At 40.7% G+C, this 18,890-nt stretch carries 15 protein-coding genes; 14 read left to right on the top strand and 1 reads right to left on the bottom strand.

Going from position 1 to position 18,890, the window contains the following annotated elements; translation table 11 throughout:
- The first annotated feature begins 36 nt into the window (after window positions 1-36).
- From OSJ91_RS16955 to OSJ91_RS16930, 6 genes are all read left to right on the top strand, one after another.
- Window positions 37-1,224: an amidohydrolase gene (locus OSJ91_RS16955; RefSeq protein WP_350302900.1), complete on the top strand. Its 1,188-nt coding sequence runs from the start codon at window positions 37-39 to the stop codon at window positions 1,222-1,224.
- A 194-nt stretch (window positions 1,225-1,418) separates the two neighbouring features.
- Window positions 1,419-2,180, top strand: a complete 762-nt coding sequence (locus OSJ91_RS16950; RefSeq protein WP_350299267.1) for a dimethylarginine dimethylaminohydrolase family protein — start codon at window positions 1,419-1,421, stop codon at window positions 2,178-2,180.
- A 51-nt stretch (window positions 2,181-2,231) separates the two neighbouring features.
- Window positions 2,232-3,647 (top strand): amino acid permease, encoded by a 1,416-nt coding sequence (locus OSJ91_RS16945; RefSeq protein ID WP_485890114.1) that lies wholly within the window; start codon window positions 2,232-2,234, stop codon window positions 3,645-3,647.
- 253 nt (window positions 3,648-3,900) lie between these two features.
- Complete coding sequence (locus OSJ91_RS16940; RefSeq protein ID WP_350299265.1) at window positions 3,901-4,239, top strand: VOC family protein; 339 nt, start codon at window positions 3,901-3,903, stop codon at window positions 4,237-4,239.
- A 608-nt stretch (window positions 4,240-4,847) separates the two neighbouring features.
- On the top strand, window positions 4,848-5,984 hold the full coding sequence (locus OSJ91_RS16935; protein ID WP_485890113.1) for a YibE/F family protein: 1,137 nt from the start codon (window positions 4,848-4,850) through the stop codon (window positions 5,982-5,984).
- On the top strand, window positions 5,984-6,760 hold the full coding sequence (locus OSJ91_RS16930; RefSeq protein WP_350299264.1) for a YibE/F family protein: 777 nt from the start codon (window positions 5,984-5,986) through the stop codon (window positions 6,758-6,760). Before OSJ91_RS16935 ends, OSJ91_RS16930 begins: the two co-directional genes overlap by 1 nt.
- 194 nt (window positions 6,761-6,954) lie before the next feature.
- Here OSJ91_RS16930 and OSJ91_RS16925 read toward each other — a convergent pair whose 3' ends face one another.
- Entirely contained in the window at window positions 6,955-8,790 is a 1,836-nt protein-coding gene (locus OSJ91_RS16925) for a sigma 54-interacting transcriptional regulator (RefSeq protein ID WP_485890112.1), read from the bottom strand.
- Between the two features lie 168 nt (window positions 8,791-8,958).
- Between OSJ91_RS16925 and OSJ91_RS16920 the strand changes: the two genes are divergently transcribed.
- From OSJ91_RS16920 to OSJ91_RS16885, 8 genes are all read left to right on the top strand, one after another.
- Window positions 8,959-9,189 (top strand): hypothetical protein, encoded by a 231-nt coding sequence (locus tag OSJ91_RS16920; RefSeq protein WP_413018568.1) that lies wholly within the window; start codon window positions 8,959-8,961, stop codon window positions 9,187-9,189.
- An 82-nt stretch (window positions 9,190-9,271) separates the two neighbouring features.
- A complete protein-coding gene (locus OSJ91_RS16915) occupies window positions 9,272-10,684 on the top strand; it encodes a purine-cytosine permease family protein (RefSeq protein WP_485890111.1) in 1,413 nt (470 codons plus the stop codon).
- 47 nt (window positions 10,685-10,731) lie between these two features.
- Window positions 10,732-11,718 (top strand): heme-dependent oxidative N-demethylase family protein, encoded by a 987-nt coding sequence (locus tag OSJ91_RS16910; RefSeq protein WP_485890110.1) that lies wholly within the window; start codon window positions 10,732-10,734, stop codon window positions 11,716-11,718.
- 16 nt (window positions 11,719-11,734) lie between these two features.
- The gene (locus tag OSJ91_RS16905; protein WP_485890109.1) at window positions 11,735-12,253 is read left to right on the top strand and encodes a hypothetical protein; all 519 of its coding nucleotides are present in this window, start codon (window positions 11,735-11,737) and stop codon (window positions 12,251-12,253) included.
- 5 nt (window positions 12,254-12,258) lie between these two features.
- Entirely contained in the window at window positions 12,259-13,224 is a 966-nt protein-coding gene (locus tag OSJ91_RS16900; protein WP_485890108.1) for a PDR/VanB family oxidoreductase, read from the top strand.
- A 51-nt stretch (window positions 13,225-13,275) separates the two neighbouring features.
- Entirely contained in the window at window positions 13,276-14,769 is a 1,494-nt protein-coding gene (locus OSJ91_RS16895) for an aldehyde dehydrogenase family protein (protein WP_485890107.1), read from the top strand.
- 1,227 nt (window positions 14,770-15,996) lie between these two features.
- Window positions 15,997-17,601 (top strand): sigma-54 interaction domain-containing protein, encoded by a 1,605-nt coding sequence (locus OSJ91_RS16890; RefSeq protein WP_485890106.1) that lies wholly within the window; start codon window positions 15,997-15,999, stop codon window positions 17,599-17,601.
- 133 nt (window positions 17,602-17,734) lie between these two features.
- A complete protein-coding gene (locus OSJ91_RS16885) occupies window positions 17,735-18,886 on the top strand; it encodes an iron-containing alcohol dehydrogenase (protein ID WP_485890105.1) in 1,152 nt (383 codons plus the stop codon).
- Window positions 18,887-18,890 lie beyond the last annotated feature (4 nt).

Raw genomic sequence — 18,890 nt, 5'->3', positions numbered from 1 at the left:
AAATCTGAATATTGGCACTACAGGGAGGCGTTTATGATGAAGACAATACAGGAGACGGTTGTGGATGAAGTGATTTCATGGAGACGTCATTTTCACGAAAATCCGGAGCTTTCATATCAGGAGCACCAGACTTCTGAATTTATCTACAGGAAATTAAAAACCTTTTCAGGATTGGAAGTGACGAGACCAACCGAAACGAGTGTTTTAGCGGTTCTTAAAGGAACAAAAAAATCTGCCCGAAAATCGAATACCATATCTTTTCGTGCAGATATTGATGCTCTCCCGATTGAAGAGGAAGCAGAAATTGAATTCAAATCAAAAAATCCTGGGGTTATGCATGCATGCGGACATGATGCACATGCTGCGATGTTATTAGGTGCTGCTAGAGTCCTCTCCGGGAAAAAAGATGCAATTGATGGAGAAATCAGGTTTATTTTCCAACACGCAGAAGAGGTACTTCCTGGGGGAGCTCAGGAATTGGTGAAAAAAGGGGTCATGGAAGGAGTGGATTATGCATTTGCACTGCATGTTACTCCTTATGAACGAACAGGAACAATATGTGTAAGGGAAGGGGTATTCTGTGCTGCCGCCGATGATTTTGAAATTAAAATTATTGGTCAGGGCGGTCATGCGTCGACTCCTGAATTAACGGTAGATCCGCTGATCATTGGTGCAGAAATTACGACGAATATTCAACATATCGTTTCCAGAAAAATTTCAGCACTTAGGACACCAGTCATTTCAGTCACTCAGTTCCATTCCGGAAGTGCGCTCAATGTCATACCAGAATATGCGGAAATCGGTGGTACCATTCGTTCCTTGGACTCTGATAGCCGAGTGAAAGCAAGGGAGCATCTTGAGCAAATCGTTAAGGGAATTTCGGAAGCGCATGGGGCAAAATGTGAAATTACTTGGTATTTAGGGTATCCAGCAGTGGTAAATGATAAAGCTGCTGTTGATATTTCAATAACGGTCATGGAAGGCATTTTTGAAGAGAATAACATCATCAAGGTTGATGATCCCATGTTTGGAACAGAAGATTTTTCGGCTTTTTCCGAAATCGTTCCCTCTTCCATGCAATTTCTAGGCGTCCATAATAATGAGTTTGGAAAAGCTTATCCTTTACACCATCCTAAATTTAAAATCGATGAGAGGGCTTTAGGGTATGGAGTAAGATATTTTGTAGGAATAGCGGATAAATTGTGCAGTCATTCAAATAATTGAGAAAGCATGGGCTAAGAAGAGGCACCCGTTATAGTTTAAGAGAGGAATTCGGTTGTCTCTTCTCTCTATCATGTCTATATATCTATAATTTCCGCTTCTGGAATACAAGAAACTTCATTTAAAGTACGGCAGGAGCAAAAAAGTTAATTTTCCACATTTTAAAAAGATAAACTACCTATTTAGGAGGAATATATATGTTTAATCACGCGATTGTAAGAAAGATTGGAAAGAGTTTTGTAAATGGCTTAACAACATCGGATTTAGGAAACCCGGATTATGAAAAAGCGCTTGTACAACACGAAGCTTATGTAGAAGCATTAAAACGCTGCGGTGTGAAAGTGACCGTTCTCGAATCGGATGAAAGATACCCTGATTCTACGTTTGTAGAAGATACTGCAGTGTTGACCCCAAAATGTGCACTTGTAACCAATCCTGGTGCAGATAGCCGTAATGGTGAAATTATTGAAATGAAAGAAGTTTTAAAGGACTTTTATGAAACAATCGAATATATTCAATCACCGGGTATGTTGGATGGCGGAGATGTAATGCAAGTTGAAAATCACTTCTATGTTGGCCTTTCAACCAGAACGAATGAAGCAGGTGCTCTGCAGTTCAAAGATATCATGGGTAAGTATGGTTATGATACGACCATCATTCCCCTTAAGAAATTCTTTCATTTAAAAACGGGTGTCAATTACCTGGGAGACAATAATTTATTAGTGGCCGGGGAATTCATTAATCACGAAGCTTTTTCTAGCTTTAATCAAATCACCGTAAAAGAGGAAGAAGAATATTCGGGTAACTGCGTCAGAATGAACGACTGCGTTATTGTCCCAAAAGGGTTTGATGGTACAAAGAAAAAAATTGAAGATTTGGGATACACAGTAATTGAAGTGGAAATGTCGGAATTTCAAAAACAAGATGGCGGCCTTAGTTGTCTCTCATTGAGGTTCTAAGATGGTTTGGGAGAAGGCATAGGCTAATAGATAAAATAAGGACGTGATTATATGGGGTATGGACTGGAGAATAATGATCAGCTGCAACGCTCGATGAAAAGACGCCATTTATTTATGCTTTCACTTGGCGGCGTAATTGGTACAGGCCTTTTTTTAAATGCAGGCTATACAATTAACCAAGCGGGGGCAGGAGGAGCCCTGATCGGTTATCTAGCCGGCGGTCTTATTTTGTATATGGTCATGGTCTGCCTTGGCGAGCTAGCCGTTCATATGCCGGTTACTGGATCATTCCAAAAATATGCTGCCGAATATATTGGGCCTTCCGCTGGTTTCTCTCTAGGATGGATGTATTTCGTAGGTTCAGCCGCAACTGCAGGAGTTGAGTTTACGGCAGCAGGAATATTGATGAAACAATGGTTCCCCCATAGTCCTACCTGGATTTGGTGTGCTGTGTTCATAGTGCTTTTATTTACATTGAATGCATTAACGACAAGAGGTTTTGCAGAGGCGGAATATTGGTTTGCTGGAATAAAAATCGTTGCAGTGATTTTGTTTATATTGATTGGAATCGCTGGCATCTTTGGTTTTGTCTCTTTATCTGATCGTCCAACCCCATTCTTTGAGAATTTGGCTCCTTCTGGTCTTTTTCCAGCAGGCGGGATTACAATTATCTTTGTGACAATGATGAATGTAATATTTTCTTACCAAGGCTCAGAACTAATAGGAATTGCGGCAGGGGAAAGTGAAAAACCTGAAGAGAACATCCCTAAAGCCATTCGAAACGTACTATTTAGAATCATTGTTTTTTACATTTCGTCCATTATCATCCTTTCCGCCATATTCCCTGCTTCGGAATTAGGCTTATTGGAAAGTCCTTTTGTAACTTTAATGAAGATAGCGGGGATACCTTATGCAGCAAGTATCATGAATTTCATTATTTTGACAGCCATTCTTTCTGTAGGGAATTCATGTCTGTATGCTTCCACGCGTTTGCTTTGGTCGATGGCCCATGATGGAATGGCACCTAAGGTGTTTGGTCTATTGTCCAAAAGGAAAGTGCCATTGAATGCCCTTCTTTTTACGATATGCTTTTCGCTTCTATCGTTATTGACCAGCTTCATTGCGGCGGATACTGTGTTCGTGATACTTATGTCCATAGCGGGTATCTCCGTCACGATCTCTTGGATGGGAATTGCTTTATCACAATATATGTTTAGAAGGAAGTTTTTAAAAGCGGGTGGTAAAACGGAAGATTTACAATACATAGTACCATTTTACCCATTTGTCCCGTTATTCTGTTTAGGGTTTTGTTTGCTGATTCTAGTATTCCTTGCCTTTGACCCTACTCAACGAGTTGGACTGTTTTATGGAATAGGATTTTTGGTAGCCTGTATATTATTCTATAAATTTAAATTGGCGAAGAAAGTGGAGTCAAACACTAGCTTTGAAAATGAAAAAATATTGTAATTGAGTTGCACCGAAGGCTAGCCAGTTTTTACTGGTTGGCCTTTTTAAATCTTGAATTGCGGTAACTTGGATGATTATTTACTGAATCGGAAAGATGATACTGTCATTTTCACTAAAAAGAAGGAATACCTTACAAAATAGGGAGGGAGAAATAACAAGTCCGATTACAAAGTGACTAACAACATCACAACGAGCCTGTGGAAATTAACTTTTTTATCGAGAGAAAATAATAATACCAAAATTGGGGGAAGTAATGAAGATCAATCACATAAATTTAACTGTTAATGATGTTACAGCTTCACGTGAGTTTTTAGAAACATACTTTGGTTTATCATGTGCAGGAAGTCGAGGAGATGGGTTCGCCGCAATGAAAGATGATGATGGTTCCATATTGACACTAATGAAAGGAAGCGATGTACATTACCCCAAGACTTTTCATGTTGGATTCATACAAGAAAATGAAGAACAAGTTAACAGGATCAATCAGAAGTTGAAGGATGATGGTTTCATGGTAAAACCTCCAAAACATTTACACAGATATACTTTCTACGTAGAAGCGCCCGGAGGATTTAATGTTGAAGTACTGTGTTAAATTGGAGTGAAAAACGCTGTTCAGTGAGGTACGGTGAACCGTATCACAAGTTAAGCATTTAACAACTGATATATTTCCAAGTTTTTCAGTATCAGGCGCTTTATAAGAAGCCCAATTCCTCATTTATTTGGTGGGAAATTGGGCTTTTTAAATTGGGCTTTTTCTTAACGGCCCTGAAGCTATCCCTAATAGTATTTAGATATAGACCTCGCTAGAATATTTTAATTCAATTATACTCAAAGTAGTGGTTTTTAAATATGTACGGAGTGCTAAGTCTAGACAACAGAAGAGTTAAGACAAAACATCTGGTAAAATTCTATGTCCATTTATGCGTGAATGAGTATTGGGTCAGCGGATTGTTACTGGTAAGATTGTCTTCATTATCTGCATTGTAATCTCTGCTTGTTTTTCCTCAGATGTCACCTCAATCTCTTTTTCCCGTTTTACCGGGGGAGACGTAAAGGAGGTAAATCGGACTTTGTTTTCGCAAACTAAATCCATTCATGATAAGATAAATCAATCAATCAAATACTAGTAAGGCGGGGTGGAGTCAGTCAATTCTGGCTCCTCCCTGCCTTTTTTGCCACCCGATATTTGGAGGTTTTATTTTGAATGTTATCGTAAATAAATTTAAAAAAATGGGTTACAAGCATGTTTCTTTGTACGCCGTCATAGCACTTTGTTTTTTCGCTTCTGTTTTCTTTGTTCATCACAATTATTCATTCTATGAACTTCCAATAGCCAAAGTCATTAAAACAAATCTTGAAAATACAACTGAATTGGATGATATGTATCAAAATGAAGATCGACTATTTACCCAGAGTATAATAGCCGAATTACAGAATGGAGAAGAAAAAGGAAAACTTATTCATTTAAAGAATGAATATTCCTCATCCGGAGCTTTTGATCAAGAATATCGAGTTGGAAATGATTTATTTGTTTCGATTGATACGAAGACAGAAGGAAATTCAGAGTTGACTGGAACCATAAAAGACGTAAAACGGGATAAATTTGTGTTGATTGTAGCATGGGTTTTTATCTTGACATTACTTATCGTTGGAAAAAAGCAAGGCCTGTTTTCAATTATAAGTTTGGCAGTCAATGCCATATTATTGTCATATGCATTAGATTTTTATTTGAATACATCAGACATTGGTTTGGTATTGATATGCAGTATAAGTATCATACTATTTACGGTCCTTTCCCTTTTACTCGTTAACGGTTTTAATGAAAAAACCTATGCAGCGGTCATTGCGACACTGTTAGGGACTTTTTTATCGCTGTTCATTACTTATCTTGTTATGTGGTTGACTTCCGAAAATGGCCTTCGATATGAAGAGATGCAATTTATCACTCGTCCTTATAAAATGGTGTTTATGGCAGGGTTATTTATCGGTTCTTTAGGAGCCGTAATGGATATAGCCATTACCATGTCTTCTTCGATTTTTGGGTTGTATGAAAAGAATAACCAAATATCAGTAAAAGCACTTAAAACTTCAGGATTAGAGATTGGAAAAGACATAATGGGAACCATGACAAATATTTTGTTTTTTGCCTATATAAGTGGCTCCATACCTATGATTATTTTGTATTTGAATAATGATTCTGCATTGGGATTTACCCTTTCCATGAACCTCACATTGGAATTGGCCCGTGCCCTAGCTGGTGGTATTGGAATCGTGTTAACTATTCCAATAGGTCTATATGTCTCCATTTTTTTCATTAATCGAAAGAGGGAAAGATAATGAATGTATTAGTGTTGCTAGCGTTTATACTATTAATATTGATGATCTTGATTGGCGGAAAAAAAGGGGCACGTTCATTTTTTGCTTTATTCCTAAACTTTGGGGTGTTACTTTTCACCATCATTTTTATGACAAATCCAAATAATGATCCGTATATCGTAACATTGATTGCATGTACGGTGATTAGTTATATTAATTTATTTTTTATTAACGAGGTGAACAGTACAACAAAAACAGCATTCATTTCTACTATTATCACGATTGTTATTGTACTCTTTTTTATTGTCATTGTGACGGAAAATGCGATGATACAAGGTTTCGGTGAAGAAGAAATAGAAGAGCTTAGCGTCTTTTCCCTATATATTGGAGTAGATTTTGTTAAAATTGGAGCTTCAGTGATTATTATGAGTACTATTGGCGCCATTATCGATACAGCCATGGCCATTTCATCTCCCATGCGAGAAATGTTTCTTCACCATCCATCCATTAGCAAGAAAGATTTATTCACATTTGGATTAAGTATTGGGAGGGATATCTTGGGAACATCTACGAATACATTATTTTTTGCCTTCTTTGGAGGCTATTTGGCATTGCTTATATGGTTTAAGGATTTATCCTATTCTGTTGGAGAAATTGTAAACTCAAAAATATTTAGTGCTGAAATGATCACTATATTTTGTGCTGGAACAGGAGTAGCCCTGATAATTCCAATTACAGCCTTGATTACTGCTTATTTTTTGGTGAAAAAAAGAGAAAATAAAGAGAAAGTTATATAGGTTTCATGGCAAAAAGGCTTATGTGCACTCATTTGCCATTTTAATTCCTTCATAATGTTGATGATGTATATGGTAAGATAACAACCAAAAAGCTGACTGCAAAAGCCTGTTCAAGACGGCTTCTGTCATCAGCTTTTCTTTTTTTTTACTTTAGTCGCCAACCGATTTGATACTGTATGTCTGTATCCTAAAAATCAAACATGTATATTGAGTTGCTTACGGAGACGTTGCATTTCCGAATTGAAATAGGCTTTGCTGTAATCACATCCGACAATAGCAACGATATTGCCGTCATCATCAATGATTGGCGCAAAACTTGTTTTCCACTCACCGTACCTGTCTTCGTATATGGGAGTAACACCCGCTTTACCATTAAACGCCTGGTAAGCGACATTAACCATTTCCGGGGGGCCCATATATTCTTCCCCCGGTTCAATTACAAAGCCCTTGTCTGCAACGAGGTGAATCAGGCGTCCATCATCCGTCATGATAAATATAAAGACCCATTCAATTACGCCTTCCTTTTCTTGAATCATGGTAAGTTTTTGTTTTAATTTCTGGGAATAGGAAGTTTGCCGGTTCATATTTTTTTGTAGACTGATAACCTCCTCAGCTGGAATGATAGCTGCGGTTACAACGGCAATGGATCGTAGCCGTTGGTTTATTTGTTCTTCTAAAATGGCCCGTTTATCCACTGGTGAAAAGCTTGCCTCTTCAAATTTATTTCGTAATTTTTTATATTTCCTGCTCATCGTCGGCTGGCTGACTTCCAATACCTTTGCCGCTAGTTTTAATGATTTGTATTGTTCCATCGCCATGTTGATCAGCTGTTCCTCCACAAGGTCGACTGCTTCCTGCAAAGGCATTAGGAAATCGATGACAGGTAGTGAAGGGGGTTTGTTGGGCCCTTTAAAAGGAAGCACCTCTCTAACCAATGCAACACCCACTTCCGGTATTCCGCTAGTAATCACAAGCCTTTCAACTGTGTTTTCAAGTTCGCGCACGTTACCGGGCCATTGATAGATACAAAGCAAGTCGATTGCATCCGGTGTGAAAGCTACCTTTCGATTGTACAGTGTATTGTACTTTTGTAAAAAAAACTGAACCAGGTAGGGGATCTCATCTACACGATTCCTAAGCGGCGGAAGATGGATAGGCACGACATGAAGACGATAATATAAGTCTTCTCGGAATTCACCTTTTTTCACCATTTTCTCGAGCGATTTATTTGTTGCGGCAATCACTTGAATATCAACAGGGTGTGAGGCCGTGCTGCCAATTGGTGTGACAATGCGCTCTTGAAGGACGCGAAGCAGTTTTACCTGAACGTTAAGCGGTAACTCGCCCACTTCATCCAAGAATAAGATACCTTTATGGGCTAGTGTGAATTTTCCCTTGGCGCCATCTTTCCGTGCGCTGGTAAAAGCCCCTTCTACATAGCCAAACAGTTCGCTTTCAATCAGGTTTTCCGGGATGGCGCCGCAATTGACAGGTATAAATGGACCTTCGCTTCTATTACCCATATTATGTATGGCCCTGGCGGCTATTTCCTTTCCTACCCCGGATTCCCCCAATAACAGGACGGTTGCACTGACATCACAAACCATTTGCATTTTATGCAGAACATCAAGCATCGGTTTACTGCGGATCACAAATGGAAAAGATGGCTTCTTCGATTCCAATAAAGGCCCCGATTGCCCCCTTGATGTATCTGGATAAGAGTCTTTAATTTCTTTGTAAGCCCAGACCCATGCCCCGGATTCAATCGGGTATGCCGTCACCAGCAGCTCATGACCCTTCCATGAGGACTGCATGAAAGATCTTTTCTCATTTTTGCCCATTATCTCTTCTGCCAAGCTTGTAGAAAATAAATCTTGTTCAACATCCTTGATGGAACCACCGACATTGGCGGATTTGACTGTATGGAATAAGGAATTCCCTGTTCCGGTCGAATTCAGGATGGTGCCATTTTTATCTGTCACAATAAGCTGATCGTAAATAGACAAGAGTGCAGAGGTGAAGTGATCCATTTATGTCTACCTGCCTTTCATTTAACTTCCTAGTTTTCATATTACAGAAATTTCACAATTGTTCAATAGTTTCAAAAATGAATATTCTTCCTATTGAAAACCCTTTTAGCATAGTGTTTTCTGATTGGCATGGTTATTGCAATAAGTAAAGAGAAGGGACTAGAAAGCATGATTGCAAAGGAGGGAGAAGCGATTTTGAATAAAGAGAATCAGTTTCAACAGAATATCAATTCAGAAGACCCCTTTATTAAAAATCTATATTCAGATTTGAATGAGCGGATTAATGCGTATGAGCAGGAAGAAGCCGTGAAAATCGACAAAATGAAATGGAGTGATGCGACAGGTTCTATTCTTTTCATGATTTTAATCATCGCCTACCTAATCTATTCACTTGTCTAATTTAGTTGTTTCGATCACCCAGAACTATATCAACCTTATACCAAGCAATACAATCATTATTCTATAGTTGGGAGAGAAGCGTGTGAGCAAAGAGAATTCCTCCATTTCAAAGGATGTGGCCTTTGGGTTTTTACCGGCAAGTAAAAATGACCGGATTTTTAACCTTCGGGATTTAATTTTAGTTCAAGTTGTTATTGGCCTCTCATCTTTTGGGCTGTTAACTGGTGGATACACAGGTACAATGCTTGACGCGAAGCAGTCACTTGCAGCGATTTTATTCGGTAACGCCTTCCCGATGCTGTTGATAGTTCCCATTACCCTTTATTTTGCGCGTTATGGCATAGACACCTTTGTAGGGTTTCGAAGTTCACTTGGGTATTTAGGATCGAATATCTTTTTCTTTGTTTTTCTTATTTTAACTCTCGGCTATATTTCCATTGCGCTATTTATGTCCGGCCAGGCGTTAGCAGAGGCAGCTAATTGGATGGGCATGCCCGCGATTTTCTCAAGCCAAGCAACTGGAGCGCCGTTTTTCTCGATTTTGCTCTTCATCTGTGCATTTCTTGTAACGGTGAGGGGACCGGTAGCGATTCAAAAATATACCACAGTAGCCGTTCCGGTTTTTATGGTTCTCATGTTTGGCCTGCTCGCATTAATCTTGTTTGGACAGGGGTTCAAGGAAGTTGCTCATATACTTCCTTCTGAGCCATTTGAAACGAGTTCTCGTTCATTCGCGACAGCCCTGGAGTTAAACATCGGTCTCGGCTTTTCATGGCTTCCGTACCTTGGCCAATACAGCCGTTTATCTAAAACAGAAGGAGGAGCATTTAAAGCAGGCTTCTACAGCTATGGAATCATCGTCTGTATCGCCGCGTTAGTTGGGGCCCTTGCTGCATTAGTAACTGGATCTCTTAATCCTTCTGACTGGATGTTTTCCATCGCAGGAAGTTGGGGCGGCTTCATTGGCTTGATTTTACTTTCGGTAGGGAATGTCGGTGCAGCCATATTCCTTATGTACTCACAAGCTGTCAGCTTTAAAACTGTATTCCCGAAAAAGTCATGGATGATTGCGATGGGAACAACCGTACCGACTATATTCTTACTTCTAAGCTCAACGTTCTACGATGCCTTTGGTTCATTCATTGCTGTCATTTCTTTTATAATGGCTGTTCTTGGCGGGATTGTCGTTGCAGATTACTTTTTTGTAAAGCGCCAACGCATTTCAATAAGGGATTTGTATGACACGCAAGGCTCTTATACCTATTGGAAAGGCATTAACCCGTCGGCCGTTCTCACGGTGGTTATCGGAACGATCGTTTACTGGGCACTCTATAATCCATTGACTTTTGAAGCAAGTGACTTTTTCCTTTATACAGCTGCCGGAATTCCAACATACTTTGTCGCTTTAGTCACCTACTATGTTTCATCTAAATACATTTTCCGTTTTGAAGTTGACAAGGAGCGTCCATCCGTTGAATTAAAGGAAGCTAAATAGAAGAAAACTCACTTTAAAGAATCTAGGGAACGAGAGGAGATTGTTCAATGTTTACACAAAGTTTAGATTTCAAAACAACAGATTTAGATACATTCCCATTTCCATTCACTTCAGGTAACTATCGTTATTCAAACGACTTGAAAAAACTCTCAAACGTTAACTGTATTGAAGTTACACCAGAATACAAACTCCAAGTGGAAACGAAGCGTCGTCTCCTTCAAGAACAGCCGCATATAAGGTTTCAATCTTTTTCACACACAATGGAAATGCAATGGGAAGTGTTGGAAATGCTCATCGACATGGCAGCTGATCGCTATCCGGAGCATTTCGAGGTCATTAAAGAGGGTGACAACTGGACTTTCAAGAACCACATTTTCGGGGAATCCGATTCATTCGTGTATGGCGATGCCAGCACGCTTCCAAATGAGCCGCTTGATTATATAGGCCGCCATTTCCATAATGATTTTGTTTTAATGGTTCATCGCGATAGTAATTTCTATTTGGAAGTGGGGCAAGTTTCATACGCCGCACTCTTCTCGGCTAACTGGAATAAAGGCATGTCCTTTGATGAGATCCATGCTCCTGTTCCATTTGTATCACGGAAAGGTGATGAACTGGCAGAGCGCGTTCGTAAGTTTTTATTATCCATCGAGCCAGGAAAGCCATGGACACGCATTAACTGGAACCTGATGGCGGACCGTTGGGATGTCAACTATGAAACGATGGATGTATGGGGACCGCAGCGTTCTGAAATAACACCGGAAAATGCAGGTAAACTTGTTCGTTTGCGTGTTGAAGAACAAAAATTTTATCGCATGCCACGAAGCAACGCCATTCTATTCGTATTGAATACTCAGTTCCTGCCGCTGGAGGATTTGGCATTGCGCCAGGAGTGGTTTGATCTGACATATAGCGTACTGCAGGATATTCCGGAACCTATGGCTGAATACAAAGGAATTGCCCCATTTCTTCCGCAATCGGTCGAATATTTGAGGAGTATTGATGAAAAACAAAAAAGCGAAGATAAACAGTAAGTAGGAGGATAGGGCCTTGTACAATAGTCCAGTATTGTTTGATAAATCCATTACGATCGTAAATAAATTTACTCCTTGGAATGAACGAAGAAAGTTCGTCGTCATTTCTGATCTAGCCGGATATGAAAAGGCGAAAAGTTTCACTTCTGAAATCGCAGGAACAGTGCCTGTTGAATGTCTTTCCATTAATGGAATGGAAGATAAAGAGGAGATTAAGAGAGTCATCTTGTCACAAAAGATGGGCACCCAATTTTATATTGCGGCTGCTTGGAACAATGCCGTAATGATCTTCTCGCTCGGGGTGGAAGCCGGTCTATCTGAAGCTGAGATCCAGACGGTGATTATCGGCCCTAAACGGCGGTACGTATATTGCATGAAATGTTTCGAAGTGTCGGAAATCGCAGAAGAAGCCGAGATTGCAGAATGTGACCATTGCAGGGCCAGTCTTGAAATAGGACCTTTTTATTCAATCGTACGGGAAGGTTATATTGGTTACCCATTCATCCCAATCGGAAAAGTAGAAGTAGGGAGCTGATCATCATGCGGGTAGTAGGAAATATTCAAATGAAAGTAAACAAGATCATTCAAGAAACTCCATTCGTAAAACAGTTCGAATTGATTCCAGTTGATGGAAAACCATTGCCTGCTTTTACTGGCGGTTCGCATTTGACCACTTTCATGCCGGCCGGGGATACGATAATCGAGAGAGAATACTCCCTTATCAGCAACCCAAGGGACCGTAAAAAATATGCAATTTCCATTCGGCGTGATGATGCGTCACGCGGAGGTTCTGCTTTCTGGCATGATCATGTAACGGTAGATTCCAGATTGGAAGTCAGCTTCCCTAAAAACAACTTCCCTCTCAGCTTTCGAGCTAAGCATCATGCATTTTATGCAGCTGGAATCGGCATCACCCCATTTCTGGCAATGATGGAAGACATGGCTGCCGAAGGCCAAACCTTCGAACTTCATTATGCAGCACGAACACCGGAATTATGTGCTTTTTATGATCTGTTGAAAGCCAAATATCCTGATCAATGCACCTTTTATTTTTCGCAGGCAGAAGACAAACGCAGAATGATGCCTGAGACGATGATGGATCATCGCATTGGCACGCATGTATATTTTTGCGGACCAATCGAGATGGTGCAAGAGTATCGAAAAGCTGCCAGTTCCTATGGTTATCCGGAACATTCGATCCACTTTGAATTATTTGCGACAAAACATGACGGGCCGCAAGAACCTTTCATTGTCGACCTATCAGACAGCGATCGGTCCATCCACGTTCATGAAGGTGAAACACTGCTTGATGCGCTATTAAGGGAAGGCATTGATGCACCTTATTCTTGTAAAGTGGGCGGGTGCGGAAGTTGTGAGGTAGATGTTGCAGAAGGCCAAGTGGATCACCGTGATTTCTTCCTTAGCGAAGAAAACCGTCAAACACGCAAGTCAATCCTGACATGCTGCTCACGTGCGAAGGACGACAGACTTGTTATAAAACTTTAACGATTTCGTAAGGTGAAATTTTAAAAATAATGAAAACCGGAGGAATGAAACATGACAATTTTAGAAACGGCAGTTTTGGAACTTAAAAATTACATCGACGGTAAGTGGCAGACCTCATCTTCAAATGAAGTAATCCCGGTAATCAATCCTGCAACACAGGAAGTCATTGCAAGGGCTCCGCGTGCCACCAAGGAAGATACAGAAAGGGCAATCTCAGTTGCTAAGGCAGCTTTTGAAAGTGGAATCTGGTCAGGCCTGACAGCACAGGAGCGTGCTTCCTACCTATATAAAATCGCTGATAAAATTGATGAACGTGCTGAAGAGTTAACGATTCTTGAAACAATGGACAATGGGAAACTTAAAGCAGAGGCAGGTTTCGATATTGCCGATGCCGCCGCGTGTTTCCGTTACTACGCTGGTTTGGTCCTTCATCCAGACGGGGAAACTTATCAAGTTCCAGCTCCCGTACAAGCGATGGTTGTTCGTGAGCCAGTAGGTGTAGCCGGTTTGATTGTACCTTGGAATTTCCCTCTTCTAATGAGTGTCTGGAAAATCGCACCGGCCCTTGCGGCAGGTAACACAATAGTATATAAACCGGCTGAAGTGACACCTGTTACAGCAATGAAATTATTTGAAATCCTGGAGGAAGTAGGCATCCCTAAAGGTGTGGCTAATATGGTGATGGGCCGCGGCACTGTTGTCGGTCAAACCATTGCGGAAAGCAACGATGTTGACATTGTTTCATTTACAGGAAGTACGGATGTTGGTCGAACAATCATGAAGGCGGCCGCGGGCAACTTAAAGAAAATTTCCCTTGAGCTTGGCGGTAAATCACCTAACATCGTTTTTGCAGATGCAGATTTGGAGACGGCCGTCGATTACGGATTATTCGGCATCTTTTTCGGTGCCGGCCAAGTATGTTCATCAGGCAGCCGCATACTGGTTGAGGAAAGTATTTATGATGAATATGTAAAACGCTATGTGGAACGCGCAAATAAAATCAAAGTAGGACCTGGCCTTGCGGAAGACAGCAACATGGGGGCTATTGTCAGCGAAGCGCAAATGAATAGCATTTTGAACTATATTGAAATCGGCAAACAGGAAGGTGCGACACTTGCAGCAGGCGGTTACCGTCTTGTTGATGACGGACTTGACAAAGGATACTTCATTGCACCGACTGTCTTCACCGATGTAACACCTGACATGCGCATCGTACAGGAGGAAATTTTCGGTCCAGTCGTTGTCATTCAAAAGTTTAAAGATGAAGAAGAAGCTATTAAACTTGCAAATGATACAGACTACGGCCTTGCAGGCGGCGTCTTCACTAACGATGGGGCAAAAGGATTGCGAGTGATCAAGAAGGTACGGGCAGGCATCACATGGGTAAATGATTATCATCCAACATATGTCGAAGCGCCATGGGGCGGTTACAAGCAAAGCGGGATTGGACGCAGTTTAGGAAAATACGGCTTGGATGAATACCAGGAAATTAAACAAATCAACATTAATCTCGATGTAAAACCGGTCGGCTGGTTTCCAAAATAATCATATGATTAGAGAGGAGACAAACTACTTACCATAATTAAACCAAAGGGGTGCGGAAGTGAAAAATTTCGCACCCTTATGAAATTTCCTTTGAAATTTTGTCCAAGGTTAATCAATGGCAGGTTCGCTGGCTAAAGTAATCATTTTAAGTTGATCTCGGAATAGAATCATGTTTAAAAAGCATACTCATCACCTTAAGCTTTAATCCTACTAAAAGAGTTCTATCAAAGTTGTTTGGAGAGGAAATGTACGAGTCTCCTGCGGGAAAAGCGTGTCCAAGCGAGACAATGCAGGCGCAAAGAGCGCCGAAGAGGCTCCCGGACCGCCCGCGGAAAGCGAGTGCCTGGAGCGGAAATCAGATCAGATTTTACAAACCCTCAAAAAAGTTCCAGATGATTTCAGAAATCCAGTAAGGTTTCATTACTTATAAAAAAGTAAAAAATCATGTAGTATACCAAATTTTCTTTTAAAACCATGGGTCAGAGTGAGAGCATTCGGCCCCGCCAGACAATAAACTAATTCGAAGAAAAGTCAGTTCACTTAGATTTTTTCTAAAAAACATTCCAGTTGATTGGAACGGAAGGTACGAGACTCCTGCGGGAAAAGCGCGTCCAAGGGAGACCCCGCAGGCGCAAAGGCGCCGAGGAGGCTCCCGGACCGCCCGCGGAAAGCGAGTGCCTGGAGAGGAAATCAACGTTCAATTTGTCTACAGTCTGAAACCTAATCCAAATACGGATTAGGTTTTTTCAAACTGACGAGAAACTTTTTAAAGCACTTAACAAATTGTTCTTAAGCTTAAAGTAACTGAGAATTAAACAATCTTAAGGAATGAGCCATTTCGCAGGCATTTTTATTATGCAACAAAAGGACAAGTTTTCCTGTGATGAGTGAAAATGGATTTGAGCATAAAAAACACCATTGATATGATAAAAGTAACATACCAATGCTATTTATCGTTTTAATCTGAAATAGGATATTGAGATTGAATCGTTTTTACCGGTGCAGCATTTATTCTTGGTGTCGTTGATTGTCGTACATAGTATCATTAAAAAGGAAAAAACATTACATAATGCTCACAAAATAAGTTAATAAGAATGATGTTCATTGCCTTTCTTTAATATGAAAAGGAGAGGAAGTAGACTTGACTATCAAAGAGTACTTCAATCAAGGAAGAAGTGTTCTATCAATGTTAAGACCAGTCAGGGAACACGTTAGGAGTGAAGATTGATGACTAAGTTTTATTCGGATATGACAGTGGAGGAAGCGATATCATGTTTCCCGATAGGAAGCACTGAAGTGGAAGTTTTGGATGATTCAGAGGATTTCATCGGATTTTTGACTATAGAGGCGTTATCTGCGGCAGTGCAGCAGAGTGATTTGACGAAGCCAATTTCTCATTTCATTACTGTGAATGCACCGCTGCAAAATTTACGGAATTACTCAATACCATATGAACAATTTCAAGCATTCTTTGAGAGTGATTTATGCAGGGTAGTATTTAATGCCCTGTATGATGGCGTGTATATCACGGATGGTGATGGAACGACATTATTTATCAATCAAGCTTATCAGCGTATTACTGGAATAAGAGAAGAGGAAATCATCGGAAAACCGATGAGTTATTTAATTGAGCAAGGTATGATATCCGTTTCAGCTTCATTGGATTCCATTCGAACGAAGAATCAAGTTACCCTGACACAGAGAATTCGAAATGGAAGAAAGATTATCGTATCGGCCACACCTATTCTATCGCCACAGAATGAAGTCATATTTGTCATTAATAGTGTTAGGGATATTACTGAATTAATCCGGATGAAGTATACGATTGACAGCCAAAAGTTATCTTTCCAACCTATTTCTCAATTATTGCCTGGCTCGGAACAGGTGAATTTACAGGAAATAATCATTGGTCCCTCTACAACTCCTTTATTCAAACTGGCTGATAAAGTAGCTAAAACGGATGCGAAGATCTTGTTACAGGGGGAAACGGGAGTAGGGAAGAGTTTAATTGCCAAGTACATACATGCCAAAAGCTCCAGGAAGGAAAAAATTTTCCTGGAATTAAATTGCGGAGCCATCCCGGCGAACTTGGTGGAATCTGAACTTTTTGGATATGAACCAGGGGCATTTACCGGATCCCTTAAGAATGGGAAAATGGGGATTTTTGAGAAAGTGAATGGTGGCACGTTATTTTTGGACGAAATTGGGGATTTACCTTTAGAGTTACAGGTAAAACTTTTGAAGGTGGTAGAAGAAAACAAGTTTATGAGAGTAGGTTCTACCGAAATGAAAGAAGTGGATGTCAGGTTAATTACAGCCACCCATCGCGATCTGGCTTCCCTCGTGCAAGAAGGATCTTTCCGCGAAGATCTTTATTACCGGCTTAATATCGTTTCCTTTGAAGTCCCGCCTTTACGCCAGCGAAAGGAAGAAACGATCCCGCTTTTAGAAATGTATTTGAAAAAATTCAATGAAAAATATAATGAAAAGAAAAAGATGACACCGGAATGCTTTGAATGGCTGACGAACTATTCGTGGCCTGGCAATATACGTGAGCTTGCGAGTCTTGCGGAGCGACTGGTCGTCACGACTTATGATGATACGATCGATTTGCCTAATTTACCATCTTTCATCCAGCCGGTCTTATCCAAAAAAACGACAACACATTCTTTGAAGGAAGCCGTTTCCGAGCTGGAGCGTTCCCTGATCCTGAATGCGATGAAAAAATATGGGACTACAAGGGCCGCTGCCATCTCTTTGGATATCAGTCAAAGCGCTCTGGTGCAAAAAATGAAAAAATTTCACATGCGATTAGAAAACGAATCGAATTAGTTTTTTTGATTTGATTTCTACTCATTATTTATACTGTTACCCATGAAAAAAAGGTTATCCCCCTTATGAATTAAGCGTTTTCACACTTTGGCATGATTCCTGCATTATTAAATACATGAAAGGGGAGATAACCATGAATATTTCTATTTTTTCTATGGCTAACAAATTGGTGACAGGAGCAGATTCTTTACAGCAGCTGACTGATGAGGTTACGCGATTAGGGATGAAGAATCCGTTGATAGTTACAGATAAAGTTTTAGTGGGTGCTGGGGTTGTGCAAATGGTTGAGGATTTACTTTCATCAGCATACGGTATTTTTTCGGATGTGAATCCAGAGCCGGAAATTGAAATCATTGAGCAATGTGTACGGTCAATCAATGATGGAAAACATGATGGACTGATTGCGGTAGGCGGAGGAAGTGCGATGGATATTGCGAAAGCCTCTTCCGTCATGGCTACGAATTCGGGCAGCATCGAGACCTATTTCGGTACGAACTTGATTGAAGTTCCTGGTCTACCTTTAATAGCCATACCGACGACGGCAGGGACCGGGTCAGAAGTGACGAATATTTCGATTTTATCGGACAAAAAAGAACAGGTTAAGAAGGGAATTGTAAGTCCGTATCTTTTACCGGATGTAGCGATAGTATCGCCCGTCATGACGCTGACTTGCCCGCCAAGTGTGACTGCTGCGAGTGGAGTGGATGCACTTGTTCATGCGGTCGAGGCTTATATTTCCAAATTTGCTTCGCCAGTTACGGATGCTTTGGCAATTGGGGCCATGAAGTTAATCGCAAAAAATTTACCAAAGGCTTATGCTGCGCCAGATAATCTGGAAGCACGGGAAGCGATGATCACTGGAAGCCTAATGGCAGGGTTAGCCTTTGGCAATGCTGGTGTTGGAGCTGTTCATGCCTTAGCTTATCCTCTTGGAGGCCGCTTCCATTTATCACATGGAGTCAGCAATTCATTATTACTGCCATTTGTAATGAAGTGGAATAAAATTGCATGTTTGGAAAGGTTCCGCGAGATTGCTGAAGCACTTGGAGAGAAAGTCAATCATTTAAATGATGATGCGGCAGCGGAAAAGGCTATAGAAGCGATGACCAGAATATGCCGTTATGTTGATATACCACAGTCACTAAGTGAGTTTGACATTCCTGAATCGGCTATAAGTGAAATGGCTGCCGAGGCCATCAAACAAGTCCGTTTACTTCGCAATAATCCCCGTGCATTAAGCGTCCGGGATATCGAAAAAATTTACCGTTCAGCCTATGGCTTTTAAGTGG

Source organism: Bacillus sp. T-10(2022) (assembly GCF_056502895.1).
The sequence above is the reverse complement of the archived record's forward strand: the minus strand, read 5'-3'. Positions and strand labels throughout refer to the sequence as shown.

What these genes read in the sequence shown, in the direction of transcription:
- OSJ91_RS16955 (WP_350302900.1), top strand. Translation starts at nt 37, where the DNA reads ATGAAGACAATACAGGAGACGGTTGTGGATGAAGTGATTTCATGGAGA.
- OSJ91_RS16950 (WP_350299267.1), top strand. Translation starts at nt 1,419, where the DNA reads ATGTTTAATCACGCGATTGTAAGAAAGATTGGAAAGAGTTTTGTAAAT.
- OSJ91_RS16945 (WP_485890114.1), top strand. Translation starts at nt 2,232, where the DNA reads ATGGGGTATGGACTGGAGAATAATGATCAGCTGCAACGCTCGATGAAA.
- OSJ91_RS16940 (WP_350299265.1), top strand. Translation starts at nt 3,901, where the DNA reads ATGAAGATCAATCACATAAATTTAACTGTTAATGATGTTACAGCTTCA.
- OSJ91_RS16930 (WP_350299264.1), top strand. Translation starts at nt 5,984, where the DNA reads ATGAATGTATTAGTGTTGCTAGCGTTTATACTATTAATATTGATGATC.
- OSJ91_RS16925 (WP_485890112.1), bottom strand. Translation starts at nt 8,790, where the DNA reads ATGGATCACTTCACCTCTGCACTCTTGTCTATTTACGATCAGCTTATT.
- OSJ91_RS16920 (WP_413018568.1), top strand. Translation starts at nt 8,959, where the DNA reads ATGATTGCAAAGGAGGGAGAAGCGATTTTGAATAAAGAGAATCAGTTT.
- OSJ91_RS16910 (WP_485890110.1), top strand. Translation starts at nt 10,732, where the DNA reads ATGTTTACACAAAGTTTAGATTTCAAAACAACAGATTTAGATACATTC.
- OSJ91_RS16900 (WP_485890108.1), top strand. Translation starts at nt 12,259, where the DNA reads ATGCGGGTAGTAGGAAATATTCAAATGAAAGTAAACAAGATCATTCAA.
- OSJ91_RS16895 (WP_485890107.1), top strand. Translation starts at nt 13,276, where the DNA reads ATGACAATTTTAGAAACGGCAGTTTTGGAACTTAAAAATTACATCGAC.
- OSJ91_RS16890 (WP_485890106.1), top strand. Translation starts at nt 15,997, where the DNA reads ATGACTAAGTTTTATTCGGATATGACAGTGGAGGAAGCGATATCATGT.
- OSJ91_RS16885 (WP_485890105.1), top strand. Translation starts at nt 17,735, where the DNA reads ATGAATATTTCTATTTTTTCTATGGCTAACAAATTGGTGACAGGAGCA.